This is a genomic window from Citrobacter sp. CK198 (assembly GCF_030333295.1).
In the GTDB taxonomy this organism is placed as follows: Bacteria; Pseudomonadota; Gammaproteobacteria; order Enterobacterales; family Enterobacteriaceae; genus Citrobacter_B; species Citrobacter_B koseri.
Genome location: NZ_JAOWGE010000029.1, coordinates 1 through 12,005, shown reverse-complemented (window position 1 = coordinate 12,005; position 12,005 = coordinate 1). Strand labels below are relative to the sequence as shown.

General features: G+C 50.6%; 25 protein-coding genes. 1 reads left to right on the top strand and 24 read right to left on the bottom strand.

What is annotated here, in order from left to right; genetic code table 11:
- Positions 1 to 7 precede the first annotated feature (7 nt).
- The 21 genes from rplO to rpsJ all read right to left on the bottom strand — a co-directional run bounded on the left by rplO (position 8) and on the right by rpsJ (position 9,172).
- Positions 8 to 442 carry a 50S ribosomal protein L15 gene (gene rplO, locus OGY62_RS08790; protein WP_001238917.1) on the bottom strand — a complete coding sequence of 145 codons (435 nt, stop codon included), beginning with the start codon at positions 440 to 442 and terminating at the stop codon, positions 8 to 10.
- A 3-nt stretch (positions 443 to 445) separates the two neighbouring features.
- Positions 446 to 625: a 50S ribosomal protein L30 gene (rpmD, locus tag OGY62_RS08785; protein WP_001140434.1), complete on the bottom strand. Its 180-nt coding sequence runs from the start codon at positions 623 to 625 to the stop codon at positions 446 to 448.
- Between the two features lie 3 nt (positions 626 to 628).
- Positions 629 to 1,132, bottom strand: a complete 504-nt coding sequence (rpsE, locus tag OGY62_RS08780; RefSeq protein ID WP_000940121.1) for a 30S ribosomal protein S5 — start codon at positions 1,130 to 1,132, stop codon at positions 629 to 631.
- A gap of 14 nt (positions 1,133 to 1,146) precedes the next feature.
- Positions 1,147 to 1,500, bottom strand: a complete 354-nt coding sequence (rplR, locus tag OGY62_RS08775; RefSeq protein WP_000358960.1) for a 50S ribosomal protein L18 — start codon at positions 1,498 to 1,500, stop codon at positions 1,147 to 1,149.
- Between the two features lie 9 nt (positions 1,501 to 1,509).
- Positions 1,510 to 2,043: a 50S ribosomal protein L6 gene (gene rplF, locus OGY62_RS08770; protein WP_012135817.1), complete on the bottom strand. Its 534-nt coding sequence runs from the start codon at positions 2,041 to 2,043 to the stop codon at positions 1,510 to 1,512.
- A 12-nt stretch (positions 2,044 to 2,055) separates the two neighbouring features.
- Positions 2,056 to 2,448 (bottom strand): 30S ribosomal protein S8, encoded by a 393-nt coding sequence (gene rpsH / locus OGY62_RS08765; RefSeq protein WP_000062611.1) that lies wholly within the window; start codon positions 2,446 to 2,448, stop codon positions 2,056 to 2,058.
- A gap of 33 nt (positions 2,449 to 2,481) precedes the next feature.
- Positions 2,482 to 2,787, bottom strand: a complete 306-nt coding sequence (gene rpsN, locus OGY62_RS08760) for a 30S ribosomal protein S14 (RefSeq protein WP_012135425.1) — start codon at positions 2,785 to 2,787, stop codon at positions 2,482 to 2,484.
- 14 nt (positions 2,788 to 2,801) lie between these two features.
- Positions 2,802 to 3,341, bottom strand: a complete 540-nt coding sequence (gene rplE, locus OGY62_RS08755; RefSeq protein ID WP_007702494.1) for a 50S ribosomal protein L5 — start codon at positions 3,339 to 3,341, stop codon at positions 2,802 to 2,804.
- Positions 3,342 to 3,355: 14 nt separating this feature from the next.
- Positions 3,356 to 3,670 carry a 50S ribosomal protein L24 gene (gene rplX / locus OGY62_RS08750; protein ID WP_012135426.1) on the bottom strand — a complete coding sequence of 105 codons (315 nt, stop codon included), beginning with the start codon at positions 3,668 to 3,670 and terminating at the stop codon, positions 3,356 to 3,358.
- Between the two features lie 10 nt (positions 3,671 to 3,680).
- Positions 3,681 to 4,052, bottom strand: a complete 372-nt coding sequence (gene rplN, locus OGY62_RS08745; RefSeq protein WP_002919748.1) for a 50S ribosomal protein L14 — start codon at positions 4,050 to 4,052, stop codon at positions 3,681 to 3,683.
- 163 nt (positions 4,053 to 4,215) lie between these two features.
- Positions 4,216 to 4,470, bottom strand: coding sequence for a 30S ribosomal protein S17 (gene rpsQ, locus OGY62_RS08740; RefSeq protein WP_003031120.1), 255 nt, complete (start codon positions 4,468 to 4,470; stop codon positions 4,216 to 4,218).
- Positions 4,470 to 4,661, bottom strand: coding sequence for a 50S ribosomal protein L29 (gene rpmC, locus OGY62_RS08735; protein WP_000644742.1), 192 nt, complete (start codon positions 4,659 to 4,661; stop codon positions 4,470 to 4,472). Before rpmC ends, rpsQ begins: the two co-directional genes overlap by 1 nt.
- Positions 4,661 to 5,071: a 50S ribosomal protein L16 gene (gene rplP / locus OGY62_RS08730; protein ID WP_000941212.1), complete on the bottom strand. Its 411-nt coding sequence runs from the start codon at positions 5,069 to 5,071 to the stop codon at positions 4,661 to 4,663. The genes rpmC and rplP overlap by 1 nt, the downstream gene beginning before the upstream one ends.
- A gap of 12 nt (positions 5,072 to 5,083) precedes the next feature.
- On the bottom strand, positions 5,084 to 5,785 hold the full coding sequence (rpsC, locus tag OGY62_RS08725) for a 30S ribosomal protein S3 (protein WP_000529945.1): 702 nt from the start codon (positions 5,783 to 5,785) through the stop codon (positions 5,084 to 5,086).
- A 17-nt stretch (positions 5,786 to 5,802) separates the two neighbouring features.
- On the bottom strand, positions 5,803 to 6,135 hold the full coding sequence (gene rplV, locus OGY62_RS08720; RefSeq protein ID WP_000447529.1) for a 50S ribosomal protein L22: 333 nt from the start codon (positions 6,133 to 6,135) through the stop codon (positions 5,803 to 5,805).
- 14 nt (positions 6,136 to 6,149) lie between these two features.
- Positions 6,150 to 6,428 (bottom strand): 30S ribosomal protein S19, encoded by a 279-nt coding sequence (gene rpsS / locus OGY62_RS08715; RefSeq protein ID WP_001138117.1) that lies wholly within the window; start codon positions 6,426 to 6,428, stop codon positions 6,150 to 6,152.
- A gap of 16 nt (positions 6,429 to 6,444) precedes the next feature.
- Entirely contained in the window at positions 6,445 to 7,266 is an 822-nt protein-coding gene (gene rplB / locus OGY62_RS08710) for a 50S ribosomal protein L2 (protein WP_000301864.1), read from the bottom strand.
- Positions 7,267 to 7,283: 17 nt separating this feature from the next.
- Complete coding sequence (gene rplW, locus OGY62_RS08705) at positions 7,284 to 7,586, bottom strand: 50S ribosomal protein L23 (protein ID WP_000617546.1); 303 nt, start codon at positions 7,584 to 7,586, stop codon at positions 7,284 to 7,286.
- Positions 7,583 to 8,188, bottom strand: coding sequence for a 50S ribosomal protein L4 (rplD, locus tag OGY62_RS08700; RefSeq protein WP_000424395.1), 606 nt, complete (start codon positions 8,186 to 8,188; stop codon positions 7,583 to 7,585). The genes rplW and rplD overlap by 4 nt, the downstream gene beginning before the upstream one ends.
- 10 nt (positions 8,189 to 8,198) lie before the next feature.
- Positions 8,199 to 8,828 carry a 50S ribosomal protein L3 gene (gene rplC / locus OGY62_RS08695; RefSeq protein WP_000579837.1) on the bottom strand — a complete coding sequence of 210 codons (630 nt, stop codon included), beginning with the start codon at positions 8,826 to 8,828 and terminating at the stop codon, positions 8,199 to 8,201.
- Positions 8,829 to 8,860: 32 nt separating this feature from the next.
- Positions 8,861 to 9,172: a 30S ribosomal protein S10 gene (rpsJ, locus tag OGY62_RS08690; protein ID WP_001181005.1), complete on the bottom strand. Its 312-nt coding sequence runs from the start codon at positions 9,170 to 9,172 to the stop codon at positions 8,861 to 8,863.
- 379 nt (positions 9,173 to 9,551) lie between these two features.
- Here rpsJ and OGY62_RS08685 point away from each other — a divergent pair, with 379 nt between their 5' ends.
- Positions 9,552 to 10,019 (top strand): prepilin peptidase, encoded by a 468-nt coding sequence (locus OGY62_RS08685; RefSeq protein ID WP_286459606.1) that lies wholly within the window; start codon positions 9,552 to 9,554, stop codon positions 10,017 to 10,019.
- Here OGY62_RS08685 and bfr read toward each other — a convergent pair.
- From bfr to tuf, 3 genes are all read right to left on the bottom strand, one after another.
- Positions 10,016 to 10,492 carry a bacterioferritin gene (gene bfr, locus OGY62_RS08680; RefSeq protein ID WP_012135432.1) on the bottom strand — a complete coding sequence of 159 codons (477 nt, stop codon included), beginning with the start codon at positions 10,490 to 10,492 and terminating at the stop codon, positions 10,016 to 10,018. The two genes, OGY62_RS08685 and bfr, sit on opposite strands and share 4 nt — an antisense overlap.
- A gap of 71 nt (positions 10,493 to 10,563) precedes the next feature.
- Complete coding sequence (gene bfd, locus OGY62_RS08675) at positions 10,564 to 10,758, bottom strand: bacterioferritin-associated ferredoxin (RefSeq protein WP_012135433.1); 195 nt, start codon at positions 10,756 to 10,758, stop codon at positions 10,564 to 10,566.
- A 197-nt stretch (positions 10,759 to 10,955) separates the two neighbouring features.
- A partial coding sequence (gene tuf / locus OGY62_RS08670; protein ID WP_286450946.1) for an elongation factor Tu occupies positions 10,956 to 12,005 on the bottom strand: 1,050 nt, incomplete at its 5' end.

Here is a 12,005-nt window from a genome sequence, read left to right as displayed (position 1 = left end):
CTGCTACTTATTCCTCGATTTTACCGCCAGCAGCTTCGATAGCAGCACGAGCGCCTTTAGTAACACGCAGGCCACGAACAGTTACCGGAGTAGTGACTTCACCAGCCAGGATCACTTTCGCGAACTCGATCTGGATACCGATAATGTTAGCCGCTTTCAGCGTGTTCAGGTCTACTACGCCGCCTTCTACTTTAGCCAGGTCAGACAGACGAACTTCGGCTGTAATCGCTGCTTTGCGAGAAGTGAAGCCGAATTTCGGCAGACGACGGTACAGAGGCATCTGACCACCCTCGAAACCGCGACGTACGCCACCGCCAGAACGAGACTTCTGACCTTTGTGACCACGACCACCGGTTTTACCGAGGCCAGAACCGATACCACGACCCAGGCGTTTACCCGCCTTTTTGGAGCCTTCGGCCGGAGACAGAGTATTTAAACGCATCTCTTACTCCTCAACTTTAACCATGAAGGAAACCGCGTTGACCATACCACGAACAGCAGGAGTATCCTCGCGCTCTACGGTGTGACCAATACGACGCAGACCCAGGCCAAGCAGCGTTGCCTTGTGTTTCGGCAGACGACCGATTGCACTGCGGGTTTGAGTAATTTTAATAGTCTTTGCCATGGTTTATTTCCCCAGAATTTCTTCAACGGATTTACCACGCTTGGCAGCGACCATTTCTGGAGAATTCATATTTTCCAGGCCATCAATAGTTGCACGAACCACGTTGATCGGGTTGGTGGAACCATATGCTTTAGCCAGAACGTTATGAACCCCAGCAACTTCCAGAACGGCGCGCATTGCACCACCGGCGATGATACCGGTACCTTCGGAAGCTGGCTGCATGAATACACGAGAACCCGTGTGAACACCTTTAACCGGGTGTTGCAGGGTGCCGTTGTTCAGCGCGACGTTAATCATATTGCGACGGGCTTTTTCCATCGCTTTCTGGATCGCTGCTGGAACTTCACGCGCTTTACCGTAACCAAAACCAACGCGACCGTTACCATCGCCAACTACAGTCAGAGCTGTGAAGGAGAAAATACGACCACCTTTAACGGTTTTAGATACGCGGTTTACCGCGATCAGCTTTTCCTGCAGTTCGCCAGCTTGTTTTTCGATGTGAGCCATCTTACACCTCTACCTTAGAACTGAAGGCCAGCTTCACGGGCAGCATCTGCCAGTGCCTGGACACGACCATGATATTGGAACCCGGAACGGTCAAAGGACACATCTTTGATGCCTTTTTCCAGAGCGCGTTCAGCGACAGCTTTACCCACAGCTGCAGCCGCGTCTTTGTTACCGGTGTACTTCAGTTGTTCAGCGATAGCTTTTTCTACAGTAGAAGCAGCTACCAGAACTTCAGAACCGTTCGGTGCAATTACCTGTGCGTAAATGTGACGCGGGGTACGATGTACCACCAGGCGAGTTGCGCCCAGCTCCTGGAGCTTGCGGCGTGCGCGGGTCGCACGACGGATACGAGCAGATTTCTTATCCATAGTGTTACCTTACTTCTTCTTAGCCTCTTTGGTACGCACGACTTCGTCGGCGTAACGAACACCCTTGCCTTTGTAAGGCTCAGGACGACGGTAGGCGCGCAGATCTGCTGCAACCTGACCGATCACCTGCTTATCAGCGCCTTTCAGCACGATTTCAGTCTGAGTCGGACATTCTGCAGTAATACCTGCTGGCAGCTGGTGGTCAACCGGGTGAGAGAAACCTAAGGACAGGTTTACTACATTCCCTTTAACCGCTGCACGATAACCTACACCAACCAGCTGCAGCTTCTTAGTGAAGCCTTCGGTAACACCGATAACCATTGAGTTCAGCAGGGCACGCGCGGTACCAGCCTGAGCCCAACCGTCTACGTAACCATCACGCGGACCGAAGGTCAGTGCATTATCTGCATGTTTAACTTCAACAGCATCGTTGAGAGTACGAGTCAGCTCGCCGTTTTTACCTTTGATCGTAATAACCTGACCGTTGATTTTTACATCAACGCCGGCAGGAACAACGACCGGTGCTTTAGCAACACGAGACATTTTTTCCTCCGATTAGGCTACGTAGCAGATAATTTCGCCACCAAGACCAGCCTGGCGCGCTGCACGATCAGTCATAACACCTTTAGAGGTAGAAACAACTGCGATACCCAGACCCGCCATAACTTTCGGCAGCTCATCTTTACGTTTGTAGATGCGCAGACCTGGGCGGCTGACACGCTGAATGCTTTCTACAACAGCTTTACCCTGGAAATACTTAAGAGTCAGTTCCAGTTCCGGCTTGGTGTCGCCTTCAACTTTAAAATCTTCGATAAAACCTTCTTCCTTCAGCACGTTGGCAATTGCCACTTTCAGCTTGGAGGAAGGCATGGTGACCGCAGCTTTGTTCGCGGCCTGACCGTTACGGATACGGGTCAGCATATCCGCGATCGGATCTTGCATGCTCATCTGTCTTTACTCCCGTGATTCAATTGGTGACAATTACCAGCTAGCCTTTTTCAAGCCTGGTACTTCACCGCGCATAGCGGCTTCACGTAACTTGATACGGCTCAACCCGAACTTGCCCACATAACCATGTGGACGACCTGTTTGACGGCAGCGGTTACGCTGACGAGACGGGCTGGAATCACGCGGCAGAGTCTGCAGCTTAAGAACAGCGTTCCAACGATCTTCGTCGGAAGCGTTCACATCAGAGATGATCGCTTTCAGTTCAGCGCGTTTCGCGAAGTATTTATCAGCTAAAGCTACGCGTTTTACTTCGCGTGCTTTCATTGATTGCTTAGCCATTCAGTAACCCTACCTTACTTGCGGAACGGGAAGTCAAAGGCAGCCAGCAGAGCACGGCCTTCTTCGTCAGATTTCGCAGTAGTGGTAATGGTAATATCCAAACCACGAACGCGGTCGACTTTATCGTAGTCGATTTCTGGGAAGATGATCTGCTCACGGACACCCATGCTGTAGTTACCACGACCGTCGAAAGACTTAGCGGACAGGCCACGGAAGTCACGGATACGCGGTACAGCAATAGTGATCAGGCGCTCAAAGAACTCCCACATGCGTTCGCCACGCAGAGTTACTTTACAGCCGATCGGATAGCCCTGACGGATTTTGAAGCCTGCAACAGATTTGCGTGCTTTGGTGATCAACGGTTTTTGACCGGAGATTGCTGCCAGGTCAGCTGCTGCGTTATCCAGCAGTTTCTTGTCAGCGATCGCTTCACCAACACCCATGTTCAGGGTGATCTTCTCGACCCGAGGGACTTGCATGACAGAATTGTAGTTAAACTCAGTCATGAGTTTATTAACTACTTCGTCTTTGTAGTAATCATGCAGTTTCGCCATCGTACTACTCCAAATTACTTGATAGTTTCGCTGTTAGATTTGAAGAAACGGACTTTTTTGCCGTCTTCGAATCTAAAGCCTACACGGTCAGCCTTACCGGTTGCCGCATTGAAGATTGCAATGTTGGAAACCTGAATAGCGGCTTCTTTTTCAACGATGCCACCCGGTTGGTTCAGAGCCGGAACCGGCTTCTGGTGTTTCTTAACCAGGTTGATACCTTCAACAATGACCTTGCCGGAAGACAGGACATTCTTAACTTTACCGCGTTTACCTTTATCTTTACCGGTTAACACGATAACTTCGTCATCACGACGGATTTTCGCTGCCATGATTCGCTCCTTAGAGTACTTCTGGTGCCAGAGAGATAATTTTCATGAACTTCTCGGTACGAAGCTCACGAGTTACCGGCCCAAAAATACGCGTACCGATAGGCTGCTCGCTGTTATTGTTCAGAATAACGCATGCATTACCATCGAAGCGAATGACAGAACCGTCCGGGCGACGAACACCCTTCTTGGTGCGCACCACTACCGCCTTCAGCACATCACCTTTTTTGACCTTACCACGCGGAATTGCTTCTTTGATGGTGATCTTGATGATGTCGCCTACGCCTGCGTAGCGACGGTGCGAGCCACCCAGAACCTTGATACACATTACGCGACGTGCACCGGAGTTGTCGGCGACGTTCAGCATAGTCTGTTCTTGGATCATTTTAGTGCTCCGCTAATGTCAACTACTACTGAGACCCGAAAATCAGGTCGTTAAAAAAGCCCCATATCGGGGGCGCGGCATTATAACACCGCTTCAACGATATGGGTAGAAAAAATAAACGGCCCATCGCTGAGCCGTTTATTCGTTGAGAATGGGTACTGTATTACAGAACCGCTTTCTCTACAACGCGAACCAGCGTCCAGGACTTAGTCTTGGACAGTGGGCGGCATTCGCGGATTTCAACCACGTCACCGGTACCACATTCGTTGTTCTCGTCATGTACGTGCAGTTTGGTCGTACGCTTGATGAATTTACCGTAGATCGGGTGTTTCACAAAACGTTCGATAGCAACAACAATGGATTTCTCCATTTTGTCGCTAACAACGCGACCTTGCAGAGTACGGATTTTATCGGTCATTACGCACCCGCCTTCTCAGTCAGTAAAGTCTTAACGCGTGCGACATCACGACGCACTTGCTTCAACAGGTGAGACTGTTGCAGCTGGCCACTTGCAGCCTGCATACGCAGGTTGAACTGCTCACGCAGCAGGTTCAGCAGCTCGGTGTTCAGCTCTTCAACACTCTTCTCACGCAGCTCTTTTGCTTTCATTACATCACCGTCTTAGTTACAAAGGTGGTTTTAATCGGCAGTTTCGCTGCTGCCAGCTTGAATGCTTCACGGGCCAGCTCTTCCGGTACGCCGTCCATTTCATACAGGACTTTACCCGGCTGAATCAAGGCAACCCAATACTCCACGTTACCTTTACCTTTACCCATACGCACTGCCAGCGGCTTTTCAGTGATCGGTTTGTCCGGGAATACACGGATCCAGATCTTACCTTGACGCTTAACTGCACGGGTCATAGCACGACGTGCTGCTTCGATCTGACGGGCAGTCAGACGACCACGGCCAACAGCTTTCAGACCGAAGCTGCCGAAGCTAACATCCGTACCCTGCGCCAGACCGCGGTTACGGCCTTTGTGCATTTTACGGAATTTTGTACGCTTTGGTTGTAACATCAGCGACGCTCCTTATTTACGGCCTTTACGCTGCTGCTTTTTCGGTTGAGCAGCCGGTTTTTCCGGTTGTTCAACAGCAGCCATACCACCCAGGATCTCGCCTTTGAAGATCCACACTTTAACGCCGATTACACCGTAAGTGGTGTGCGCTTCAGAGGTGTTGTAGTCGATGTCAGCACGCAGAGTGTGCAGCGGTACGCGACCTTCACGGTACCATTCGGTACGAGCGATTTCCGCGCCGCCCAGACGGCCGCTAACTTCAACTTTAATACCTTTAGCGCCCAGACGCATTGCGTTCTGTACAGCACGCTTCATAGCACGACGGAACATAACGCGACGTTCCAGCTGAGAAGTGATGCTGTCAGCAACCAATTTTGCGTCCAGTTCAGGCTTACGAACTTCGGCGATATTGATCTGTGCAGGAACGCCAGCGATATCCGCTACGACCTTACGCAGTTTTTCTACGTCTTCGCCTTTCTTACCGATAACGATACCCGGACGAGCAGTGTGAATAGTCACACGGATGCTCTTAGCCGGACGCTCGATAACGATACGAGATACGGACGCTTTAGCCAGTTCCTTCGTCAGGTACTGACGTACTTTAAAATCGCTGTCCAGGTTGTCAGCGAATTCTTTGGTGTTCGCAAACCAGGTAGAGTTCCATGGTTTTACAATACCCAGGCGAATACCATTAGGATGTACTTTCTGACCCATTGCTAGTCTCCAGAGTCTCAGCGATCGGACACAACCACAGTAATGTGGCTGGTGCGCTTCAGGATGCGATCTGCACGACCTTTTGCACGCGGCATAATGCGCTTCATGCTCGGGCCTTCGTCTACGAAAATTTTCGTAACTTTCAGATCGTCAATGTCAGCGCCATCGTTGTGTTCAGCGTTAGCAATGGCAGATTCCAGGACTTTCTTGACCAGTACAGCCGCTTTCTTGTTGGTGTAGGTCAAAATATCCAGAGCCTGCGACACTTTCTTACCGCGAATCAGGTCAGCAACAAGGCGAACCTTCTGAGCAGAAGAACGAGCATGGCGATGTTTAGCGATAGTTTCCATCTCTTCCTCCTACCTTATTTCTTCTTCGCTTTTTTATCAGCAGCGTGGCCGCGATAAGTACGAGTCGGTGCGAATTCACCCAGTTTGTGACCGACCATTTCATCGGTTACAAATACCGGAACGTGCTGACGACCATTATGGACAGCGATGGTCAAACCGATCATGTTAGGAAAGATCGTTGAACGACGGGACCAAGTGCGCAGGGGCTTCTTGTCTCCGCTTTCCACCGCTTTCTCTACCTTCTTCAGCAAGTGCAGGTCAATAAAAGGACCTTTCTTGAGAGAACGTGGCATGGCTTATCCTCTAAAATTATTTGCTACGGCGACGTACGATGAATTTATCAGTACGCTTGTTGCTGCGGGTCTTCTTACCTTTGGTCTGAACGCCCCACGGAGTTACCGGGTGCTTACCAAAGTTACGACCTTCACCACCACCATGTGGGTGGTCTACTGGGTTCATCGCGGTACCGCGAACGGTCGGACGAACACCACGCCAGCGTGCAGCACCTGCTTTACCCAGAACGCGCAGCATATGCTCAGCATTGCCAACTTCGCCCAGAGTTGCACGGCAGTCTGCTTCGACTTTACGCATTTCACCAGAACGCAGACGCAGAGTGACATAAGCACCATCGCGCGCAACGATCTGAACGTAAGTACCAGCGGAACGTGCCAGCTGACCGCCTTTACCTGGTTTCATTTCTACGTTATGAACGGTAGAACCAACCGGGATGTTGCGCATCGGCAGGGTGTTGCCTGGTTTGATTGCAGCATCAACGCCAGATTGAATCTGGTCGCCAGCTTTCAGGCCTTTAGGGGCCAGGATGTAACGGCGCTCACCGTCTTTGTACAGAACCAGCGCGATGTTCGCGGAACGGTTCGGATCGTACTCAAGACGTTCAACAACTGCCGGGATACCATCTTTGTTGCGTTTGAAGTCAACAATACGGTATGCCTGCTTGTGGCCACCACCGATATGACGAGTGGTGATACGGCCATTGTTGTTACGACCACCGGATTTGCTGTTTTTTTCCAGCAACGGAGCAAAAGGTTTGCCCTTGTGCAGCTCAGGGTTAACCACTTTAACTACGTGGCGACGACCCGGAGATGTCGGTTTACATTTAACAACTGCCATTGTATTACTCCTCCGACTTACTCAGCGCCGCCAACGAAGTCCAGATTCTGGCCTTCTTTCAGGGTGACGTAAGCTTTTTTCCAGTCGCTACGACGACCGATACGCTGTCCGTGACGTTTAACTTTCCCTTTAACAACCAGGGTGTTAACGACTTCGACTTCGACTTCAAACAGTTTCTGCACAGCAGCTTTGATTTCTGCTTTGGTCGCGTCTTTAGCAACTTTGAGAACGATGGTGTTGGTTTTTTCCATCGCAGTAGACGCTTTTTCAGAAACGTGCGGTGCGCGCAGCACCTTCAGCAGACGTTCTTCACGAATCATGCCAGCATCTCCTCAACTTGCTTAACAGCATCAGCAGTCATTACGACTTTGTCGAAGGCGATCAGGCTAACCGGGTCGATACCAGTTGCATCGCGTACGTCAACCTTGTGCAGGTTGCGCGCAGCCAGGAACAGGTTCTCGTCCAGCTCACCGGTGATGATCAGCACATCTTCCAGAGCCATGTCTTTCAGTTTCTGAGCCAGCAGCTTAGTTTTAGGCGCTTCTACAGAGAACTTCTCGACAACGATCAGACGATCCTGACGTACCAGTTCGGACAGAATGCTTTTCAGCGCGCCGCGGTACATCTTCTTGTTAACTTTTTGACTGTGGTCCTGCGGACGTGCAGCGAAGGTCACGCCACCAGAACGCCAGATCGGGCTCTTGATAGAACCAGAACGCGCACGGCCGGTACCTTTCTGGCGCCACGGTTTTTTACCGGAACCAGTTACTTCAGCACGAGTCTTCTGAGCACGAGTGCCCTGACGAGCACCAGCTGCATAAGCAACAACAACCTGGTGAACCAGCGCTTCGTTGAAATCACGACCGAAGGTAGTTTCGGAAACAGTCAGCGCGCTCTGCGCGTCTTTCAATACTAATTCCATTGCTATCCCCTTACGCCTTCACAGCTGGTTTAACGATCAGGTCGCAACCGGTTGCACCCGGAACACCACCTTTAACCAGCAGCAGGTTGCGCTCAGCGTCAACACGTACTACGTCCAGGCTCTGAACGGTTACACGTTCGTTACCCAGCTGACCTGCCATTTTCTTGCCTTTGAACACTTTGCCCGGAGTCTGGTTCTGACCGATAGAACCCGGAACGCGGTGAGACAAGGAGTTACCGTGAGTAGCGTCCTGGGTACGGAAGTTCCAGCGCTTAACGGTACCTGCGAAACCTTTACCTTTAGAGGTGCCAGTTACGTCAACTTTTTTAACGTCAGCAAACAGTTCAACGCTAATGCTCTGACCAACGGTGTATTCTTCACCCTCTGCCAGACGGAACTCCCACAGGCCGCGGCCAGCTTCTACGCCAGCTTTAGCAAAGTGGCCAGCTTCCGGCTTGGTTACACGGTTAGCTTTTTTAGCACCAGTGGTAACCTGAACAGCGCGGTAGCCATCGTTAGCCAGATCTTTAACCTGAGTAACGCGGTTTGCTTCAACTTCGATTACGGTTACTGGGATAGAGACGCCATCTTCAGTGAAGATGCGGGTCATACCCACTTTTTTACCGACTAAACCAATCATTGTTTCAACCTCTCAATCGCTCGATGACCTGATTAACCCAGGCTGATCTGCACGTCTACACCGGCAGCCAGGTCCAGACGCATCAGAGCATCAACGGTTTTCTCGGTTGGCTCAACGATGTCAACCAGACGCTTGTGAGTGCGAATTTCGTACTGATCGCGCGCGTCTTTGTTAACGTGCGGGGAGATCAGAACGGTAAAGCGCTCTTTGCGGGTCGGCAGCGGGATCGGACCACGGACTTGCGCACCAGTGCGCTTAGCAGTCTCGACGATTTCCGCGGTTGATTGATCGATCAGACGATGATCAAACGCTTTCAGGCGGATACGGATTCTTTGGTTCTGCATGAGACCAGAGCTCCAATTATTTTATAAACGAAAATGATTACTCCTCGTGCCCATTACGATTGATGGGAGAGTGTAACCGTTCTTACGTAGCTCCCCGATTGGGAGCATTGTTAGATAACCAAATCGGCTACCTAAGGTTCAGATCGAACCTGCCGTCAACTAAGACAAGCCCGCGCATTATACGCAAATCTCAGCCTGACGCAAGTGCCGCGTAGATATTAATCATTTCGTCTGTAATGCGAGCAACTTCGCACACGCGTTGTGCCGTTTTTGTTTTGCGCATTTTCTTCGGAATACACTGCGCAACGTCATCATTCCTCCGTTGCGTGGAAAATGAGTTTCACGGATGGTGAGCGCAACGTTTAATGAGGATGACATGATGCAACCCGACCTCCCCTTCCTGATTATCTACCTCTTATTATCTGCGCTATCCGGGATATATGACGCGCGAACAGGACTCTTGCCCGATCGGTTTACCTGTCCCTTGCTCTGGAGCGGCCTGCTTTATTACCTGTGCTGTTTACCTGACCATTTGCCAGATGCGCTTTGGGGCGCCATTGCGGGTTACGGCGGGTTCGCCCTTCTCTATTGGGGATATCGGTTGCTGTATCACAAAGAGGGGCTCGGGTACGGCGATATCAAATTTCTTGCCGCGCTTGGCGCCTGGCATCGTTGGGAGTCATTACCCCTGCTGGTCTTTCTGGCCGCGCTTATTGCCAGCATTAATGTAATGGCGATGTGCGTAATAAACGGGAAAGGGGCATTAAAAAACCCGCTGCCGTTCGGGCCATTTCTGGCGGCTGCGGGTTTTATCATTGGCTGGAAAACACTGCTGTCGGGGAGTTAATCGTCCACTTTAATCTGCGATTGCAGGTAATTCTGTAGACCAATTTTTGCAATCAGATCCAGCTCCGTCTCAAGCCAGTCGATATGCCCTTCTTCATCTGTCAGGATCTCAATCATCATGTCCCGGCTAACGTAATCATGAACGCTGTCGGCGTAGGCTATGGCTTCACGTAGATCCTTCGCTCCTTCCAGTTCCAGACGGAGATCTGACTGCAACATCTCTTCGACATCTTCACCAATGCCCAGCTTGCCAAGATCCTGCAAGTTTGGGATACCTTCAAGAAATAAAATACGCTCGATATATTTATCAGCGTGTTTCATTTCATCGATGGATTCATGGTATTCGACGTCATTCAGACGAGTGAGCCCCCAGTTTTTAAACATACGGGCATGGAGAAAGTACTGATTGATTGCGACAAGCTCATTTCCCAATAGTTTATTGAGATAATTTATGATTTTAACATCACCTTTCATTTTATAGTCCCTCCGCTTCCACTCTTAGAGCGTAGATGGGGCTACAAGGATGTCAAAAAAAAGAATGTGACTCAGGCGATTTCTTTAAACTCCGGCATTTGCATTAACTCATCCTGCATCACTTCACGCGCCGCCCGGACGCACTTACCGCATTGATTTCCAACAGGAATAAACTTACGTAATTGTTGGAAAGATTGAGGGTGAAACTGACGAACAGCCTGACGAATTTTTTTATCACTTACACCATTACACAAACAAACGTACATGATCGCTCCCGTTCAATTTCTGCGCAAAGTGTAAATGAGAATAGTTATGATTACAATAGCACAAATACGTTTGTGTGCAGGGAGAGGAATAAAAAATGCGACTAAATATGACACTCTTTATATAGCAGGTAGATATGACAGACAGCAAAAAGGGCGCCGAAGCGCCCTTTTTAAGTGCAGAACTAATTATTAAATAATTAGCTCATTACTTTAGCAACAACGCCCGCGCCAACAGTACGGCCGCCTTCACGGATTGCGAAACGCAGACCGTCGTCCATCGCGATCGGGTGGATCAGGGTAACAACCATTTTGATGTTGTCGCCCGGCATTACCATCTCTACGCCTTCCGGCAGTTCGATGGTGCCAGTCACGTCAGTTGTACGGAAGTAGAACTGCGGACGGTAGCCTTTGAAGAACGGAGTATGACGGCCGCCTTCGTCTTTGGACAGAATGTACACTTCAGATTCGAACTTGGTGTGCGGCTTGATGGAACCCGGCTTAGCCAGTACCTGACCACGTTCGATTTCTTCACGTTTGATACCACGCAGCAGAACACCTACGTTCTCACCAGCACGGCCTTCGTCCAGCAGTTTGCGGAACATTTCAACGCCAGTACAGGTAGACTTCGCAGTCTCTTTGATACCAACGATTTCAACTTCTTCGCCCACTTTGATGATACCGCGCTCTACACGACCGGTAACAACGGTACCACGACCGGAGATGGAGAATACGTCTTCGATCGGCAGCAGGAAAGGCTTGTCAATCGCACGCTCTGGTTCCGGGATGTAGGAATCCAGGTAGCCAGCCAGTTCGATGATTTTCGCTTCCCACTCTGCGTCGCCTTCCAGCGCCTTCAGAGCAGAACCACGAACGATCGGCGTGTCGTCGCCCGGGAAATCGTACTGAGACAGCAGTTCACGCACTTCCATCTCAACCAGTTCCAGCAGCTCTTCGTCATCAACCATGTCGCATTTGTTCAGGAACACGATGATGTACGGAACGCCTACCTGACGACCCAGCAGGATGTGCTCACGGGTCTGCGGCATCGGGCCGTCAGTCGCAGCAACAACCAGGATCGCGCCGTCCATCTGCGCAGCACCGGTGATCATGTTTTTAACATAGTCGGCGTGGCCCGGGCAGTCTACGTGCGCGTAGTGGCGAGTCGGGGTGTCGTATTCAACGTGAGAAGTGTTGATGGTGATACCACGAGCTTTTTCTTCCGGCGCGTTATCGATCTGGTCGAATGC

What these genes read in the sequence shown, in the direction of transcription:
- rplO (WP_001238917.1), bottom strand. Translation starts at nt 442, where the DNA reads ATGCGTTTAAATACTCTGTCTCCGGCCGAAGGCTCCAAAAAGGCGGGT.
- rpmD (WP_001140434.1), bottom strand. Translation starts at nt 625, where the DNA reads ATGGCAAAGACTATTAAAATTACTCAAACCCGCAGTGCAATCGGTCGT.
- rpsE (WP_000940121.1), bottom strand. Translation starts at nt 1,132, where the DNA reads ATGGCTCACATCGAAAAACAAGCTGGCGAACTGCAGGAAAAGCTGATC.
- rplR (WP_000358960.1), bottom strand. Translation starts at nt 1,500, where the DNA reads ATGGATAAGAAATCTGCTCGTATCCGTCGTGCGACCCGCGCACGCCGC.
- rplF (WP_012135817.1), bottom strand. Translation starts at nt 2,043, where the DNA reads ATGTCTCGTGTTGCTAAAGCACCGGTCGTTGTTCCTGCCGGCGTTGAT.
- rpsH (WP_000062611.1), bottom strand. Translation starts at nt 2,448, where the DNA reads ATGAGCATGCAAGATCCGATCGCGGATATGCTGACCCGTATCCGTAAC.
- rpsN (WP_012135425.1), bottom strand. Translation starts at nt 2,787, where the DNA reads ATGGCTAAGCAATCAATGAAAGCACGCGAAGTAAAACGCGTAGCTTTA.
- rplE (WP_007702494.1), bottom strand. Translation starts at nt 3,341, where the DNA reads ATGGCGAAACTGCATGATTACTACAAAGACGAAGTAGTTAATAAACTC.
- rplX (WP_012135426.1), bottom strand. Translation starts at nt 3,670, where the DNA reads ATGGCAGCGAAAATCCGTCGTGATGACGAAGTTATCGTGTTAACCGGT.
- rplN (WP_002919748.1), bottom strand. Translation starts at nt 4,052, where the DNA reads ATGATCCAAGAACAGACTATGCTGAACGTCGCCGACAACTCCGGTGCA.
- rpsQ (WP_003031120.1), bottom strand. Translation starts at nt 4,470, where the DNA reads ATGACCGATAAAATCCGTACTCTGCAAGGTCGCGTTGTTAGCGACAAA.
- rpmC (WP_000644742.1), bottom strand. Translation starts at nt 4,661, where the DNA reads ATGAAAGCAAAAGAGCTGCGTGAGAAGAGTGTTGAAGAGCTGAACACC.
- rplP (WP_000941212.1), bottom strand. Translation starts at nt 5,071, where the DNA reads ATGTTACAACCAAAGCGTACAAAATTCCGTAAAATGCACAAAGGCCGT.
- rpsC (WP_000529945.1), bottom strand. Translation starts at nt 5,785, where the DNA reads ATGGGTCAGAAAGTACATCCTAATGGTATTCGCCTGGGTATTGTAAAA.
- rplV (WP_000447529.1), bottom strand. Translation starts at nt 6,135, where the DNA reads ATGGAAACTATCGCTAAACATCGCCATGCTCGTTCTTCTGCTCAGAAG.
- rpsS (WP_001138117.1), bottom strand. Translation starts at nt 6,428, where the DNA reads ATGCCACGTTCTCTCAAGAAAGGTCCTTTTATTGACCTGCACTTGCTG.
- rplB (WP_000301864.1), bottom strand. Translation starts at nt 7,266, where the DNA reads ATGGCAGTTGTTAAATGTAAACCGACATCTCCGGGTCGTCGCCACGTA.
- rplW (WP_000617546.1), bottom strand. Translation starts at nt 7,586, where the DNA reads ATGATTCGTGAAGAACGTCTGCTGAAGGTGCTGCGCGCACCGCACGTT.
- rplD (WP_000424395.1), bottom strand. Translation starts at nt 8,188, where the DNA reads ATGGAATTAGTATTGAAAGACGCGCAGAGCGCGCTGACTGTTTCCGAA.
- rplC (WP_000579837.1), bottom strand. Translation starts at nt 8,828, where the DNA reads ATGATTGGTTTAGTCGGTAAAAAAGTGGGTATGACCCGCATCTTCACT.
- rpsJ (WP_001181005.1), bottom strand. Translation starts at nt 9,172, where the DNA reads ATGCAGAACCAAAGAATCCGTATCCGCCTGAAAGCGTTTGATCATCGT.
- OGY62_RS08685 (WP_286459606.1), top strand. Translation starts at nt 9,552, where the DNA reads ATGCAACCCGACCTCCCCTTCCTGATTATCTACCTCTTATTATCTGCG.
- bfr (WP_012135432.1), bottom strand. Translation starts at nt 10,492, where the DNA reads ATGAAAGGTGATGTTAAAATCATAAATTATCTCAATAAACTATTGGGA.
- bfd (WP_012135433.1), bottom strand. Translation starts at nt 10,758, where the DNA reads ATGTACGTTTGTTTGTGTAATGGTGTAAGTGATAAAAAAATTCGTCAG.